Source organism: Collimonas sp., assembly GCF_035566555.1.
Classification (GTDB): Bacteria; Pseudomonadota; Gammaproteobacteria; order Burkholderiales; family Burkholderiaceae_D; genus Collimonas.
In genome coordinates, this window is record NZ_DATMRB010000078.1 from 1 (window position 1) to 3,869 (window position 3,869).

Sequence of the window (3,869 nt, forward strand, 5' to 3'; positions counted from 1 at the left end):
ACCTGTTTGTCGCCGGCCCGCTGGATGCAGAGACTTGGCGCATGCAGATCGTCGGCCAGGAACAAATCGATGTCGACGGCGACCAGCGTACAGCCTGGCATGTGATTCGCATTCCGGAGCCAGGCTCGCACGAACAGCGGCTGGATATCTGGCTGTCGCCGCAACAGGAATGGTATCCGGTCAAACTGCGCTTTACCGAAACCGATGGCGACTATCTCGACATGTCGCTGTCCAATCTGAAGCCGCTGAATCCGAACGGGCTGAATTAGGCCAGGCTGGCGAACCGGCATTATTTTTTTGGGAAATCATGAAATCATCCACCTTGTCCTTGTGCCGTCTTGCTGCCGCTGTGGCGTTCTGCGGCCATCTCTTGAGCGCATCCGCGGCCGGCGCGGATCATCCTGCCACCAAATACAAAACCGACCTGCCGCCGTCCGCCGATCTCGAATATGCCATCCAGGCCAAGCAAAGCGGCATCACCCTGGGCGGTGAAGGTACGGTCAAGTGGCAAGTGGCGGACAAGCGCTTCAGCGTTAATTCGGAGACCCGCGCCATGCTGTTCGGGAAAATACTGGAGTCGTCCAGCGAAGGTGCGATCGACGATTTCGGCCTGGCGCCGACGCAATTCATCAACAAGCGCTATCGAAAACAAGCCACCACCACCACTTTCCATCGCGACAGCGGCACCATCGGCTTTTCCGAATCCAGCGACAGCTACCCGCTGAAGGGTGGCGAACAGGATCGCACCAGCATCATCTGGCAACTGATTTCGGTAGCCCGGGCCGCGCCGCAACAGTTCAAGCCAGGCTCAAACTGGACCTTCTTCGTAGCCGGCATGCACGATGCCGAGGCATGGACTTTCAAAGTGATCGACACGGCAAAGATCAAGACGCCGATGGGCGAACTCGAAACCGTGCACATTTTCAAGGCGCCGCCGCCGGACGCCAAGGACCAGCAGCTGGACATCTGGCTGGCGCCTTCCCTGGAGTGGTATCCGGTGCGCTTGCGCTTTACCGATCCGAACAAGGATTTTGTCGAACAGACTCTGCAACAAGTCAGCAACAAGGGAGCAAAATAACATGACTACACCAAACGGCGCCATCGTCCTGTTCAGCGGCGGCCAGGACTCCACTACCTGCCTGGCCTGGGCCCTGGCGCGCTATGAACGGGTCGAAACCATCGGCTTCGACTACGGCCAGCGGCATGCCGTCGAGCTAACCGTGCGTCCGGTCCTGCTGCAGAAAATCCGCGCGCAATTTCCACAGTGGGCCCATAAGCTGGGCGAAGACCACATGATCGACCTGTCACTGATTTCAAAGATCTCATCGACGGCCATGACAGAAGACGTCGAAATCGTGATGCAGGAAAACGGCTTGCCGAATACTTTCGTGCCAGGCCGCAACCTGCTGTTCATGACGGTGGCAGCCACCGTCGCTTACCGCCGCGGCTTGAATGTGCTGGTGGGCGGCATGTGCGAAACCGACTTCTCAGGCTATCCCGATTGCCGCGACGACACCATGAAAGCCTTGCAGGTCGCGCTCAACCTCGGCATGGCGACGCAGCTCAAGCTGGAAACCCCATTGATGTGGATCGACAAATCGGAAACCTGGAAACTGGCGCAAGATCTTGGCGGCGACACCCTGGTGGATCTGATCCGCGCCGATACCCACACCTGCTACCTGGGCGAGCGCGGCGCCTTGCATGACTGGGGCTATGGCTGCGGCACTTGTCCGGCGTGCGCATTGCGCGCGCGCGGCTACCAGCAATTCAGGCAAGGTTCCGTTGCCTGAGTCGCCGGCCCGGTAAACAATCGCCGGAGAAATTCCGGACGCTCAAATACAAAACGGCGGGTAGATTTTCATCTACCCGCCGTTTTTTTAACGATCAAGCGCGATCAATCAAGCCGCGATCGAACGAGACAACTCCCCTTTTGCTTCAGGTGCAGCAAACTGATTCAGCAACTGTGCTTCCTTGGCGCGCGCCGCCGCCAGATGCCGTTCCTTGACATGACCGTAGCCGCGAATTTCCTCCGGCAGGCTGGCAATGGCAACAGCGCTGGCCAGATTGTCGGCAGTCAGTTTCGGCAGCAAGGAAGCGACGGTCTCCTTGTAATGCACGATCAAGGCCCGCTCTTCCTTGCGCTCGGCGGTGTAGCCGAAAATATCCAGCGCGCCGCCGCGCAGGAATTTCATTTTCGCCAGGACACCAAAAGCACGCATCATCCATGGACCGAATTCCTGCTTGATCAGATGGCCATGGGCATCGTGCTTGGCCAGCAGGGGCGGCGCCAGGTGGAACTTGAGCTTGTAGTCGCCTTCAAACATGGCGGCGATTTTCGCCTTGAACGCGCCGTCGGTATACAAGCGCGCCACTTCGTACTCATCCTTGTAAGCCATCAGCTTGAACAGATACGTGGCTACCGCCGTGCTCAGACGATGGCCGCCATGCTGGCGTTCTGCCGCCTGCACCTGCTCGACAAAAGCACGGTACTGCTCGGCATAGGCAGCGTCCTGGTAGGACGTAAGGACAGCGACACGGCGCTTGATCAAGTCATCCAGGTTAGGCGTGCGCTTGAATTCGATCACCTGCGCCGGCGTATCGCTGAGGCGGGTGCGTTTTTCCAGGCCCGCCAGATCGATCGCTGCCGTACGGCCCCAGACAAATGCCTGCTTGTTGAAAGCCACTTGCAAGGCGTTCAGTTCGATCGCCCGCATCAGCGATGCTTCCGTCAGCGGCACCCAGCCCTTTTGCCAGGCATAGCCCAGCATGAACATATTGGTGGCGATGGCGTCGCCCATCAAGGCCGTGGCGATATGACCGGCATTGATGAATTCGACACGGTCGCTGCCGCAGGCGGCGCGGATGTCATGCTCAGCGGCGGCATCAGGCGATTGCCAGTCCGGATTCTTGACGAATGCCGCGGTCGGCGTCCGGGTTGAATTGATCGCTGCGTAAGTCCGCCCTTCGCCCATGCGCGACAGCGCGTCGCGATTGGCGCTGACGATGGCGTCGCAGCCGATCACCAGGTCGGCGTCGCCGGTGCCGACACGGGTCGAGTAGATATCGTCAGGATGATCGGCCAGCCGCACGTGCGACATCACCGGGCCGCCCTTTTGCGCCAGGCCGCTCATGTCCAGCACCGAGCAACCCTTGCCTTCGACGTGCGCCGCCATGGCCAGGATCTGGCCGATGGTGACCACGCCGGTGCCGCCGATACCTGTCACCAGGATACCGAAAGGCTTGACTGTGCTTGGCAAGACCGGCGATGGCAGGACTGCCACCGGGGCTGCGGCCGCGGTCGGCGTCGCCGCTATCTTGGCAGGCTTCTTCAGGTTGCCGCCTTCGACCGTGACAAAGCTCGGGCAGAATCCGGTAACGCAGGAGAAATCCTTGTTGCACGAAGACTGGTTGATCTGCCGCTTGCGGCCGAATTCGGTTTCCAGCGGTTCCACCGACAGGCAGTTCGACTGCACGCTGCAATCGCCGCAGCCTTCGCATACGGCTTCGTTGATCACCGCGCGCTTGGCTGGATCCGGATATTCGTTGCGTTTCCGGCGCCGGCGTTTTTCCGAAGCGCAGGTCTGGTCGTAGATCATGGCCGAGCAGCCTTCGATCTCGCGCAGTTCGCGTTGCACGGCATCCAGTTCACTGCGATGGCGAATCGTCACGCCTGGAGCCCAGTCGGTGCTCGATCCGTATTTTTCCGGTTCGTCGGTCACTACGATAATCGGCGTCACGCCTTCCGCCGCGATCTGGCGCGAAATCATGGCCGGATCGAGTGGACCGTCGAACGCCTGGCCGCCGGTCATGGCGACTGCATCGTTGAACAGGATCTTGTAGGTGATGTTGACCTTGGCCGCGACCGATGC

4 protein-coding genes are annotated in these 3,869 nt (G+C 60.0%); 3 read left to right on the forward strand and 1 reads right to left on the reverse strand.

Annotation, left to right across the window (positions count from 1 at the left end):
• The 3 genes from VNZ65_RS09815 to queC all read left to right on the forward strand — a co-directional run.
• The coding region (locus tag VNZ65_RS09815) for a DUF3108 domain-containing protein (RefSeq protein WP_325668437.1) at positions 1-269 on the forward strand (269 nt) is incomplete at its 5' end.
• A 38-nt stretch (positions 270-307) separates the two neighbouring features.
• On the forward strand, positions 308-1,078 hold the full coding sequence (locus VNZ65_RS09820) for a DUF3108 domain-containing protein (protein ID WP_325668439.1): 771 nt from the start codon (positions 308-310) through the stop codon (positions 1,076-1,078).
• 1 nt (position 1,079) lies between these two features.
• The gene (queC, locus tag VNZ65_RS09825) at positions 1,080-1,790 is read left to right on the forward strand and encodes a 7-cyano-7-deazaguanine synthase QueC (protein ID WP_325668441.1); all 711 of its coding nucleotides are present in this window, start codon (positions 1,080-1,082) and stop codon (positions 1,788-1,790) included.
• A gap of 108 nt (positions 1,791-1,898) precedes the next feature.
• On the opposite strand, the gene VNZ65_RS09830 is transcribed toward queC, so the two are convergent.
• On the reverse strand, positions 1,899-3,869 hold a 1,971-nt coding region (locus VNZ65_RS09830), incomplete at its 5' end, for an indolepyruvate ferredoxin oxidoreductase family protein (RefSeq protein WP_325668443.1).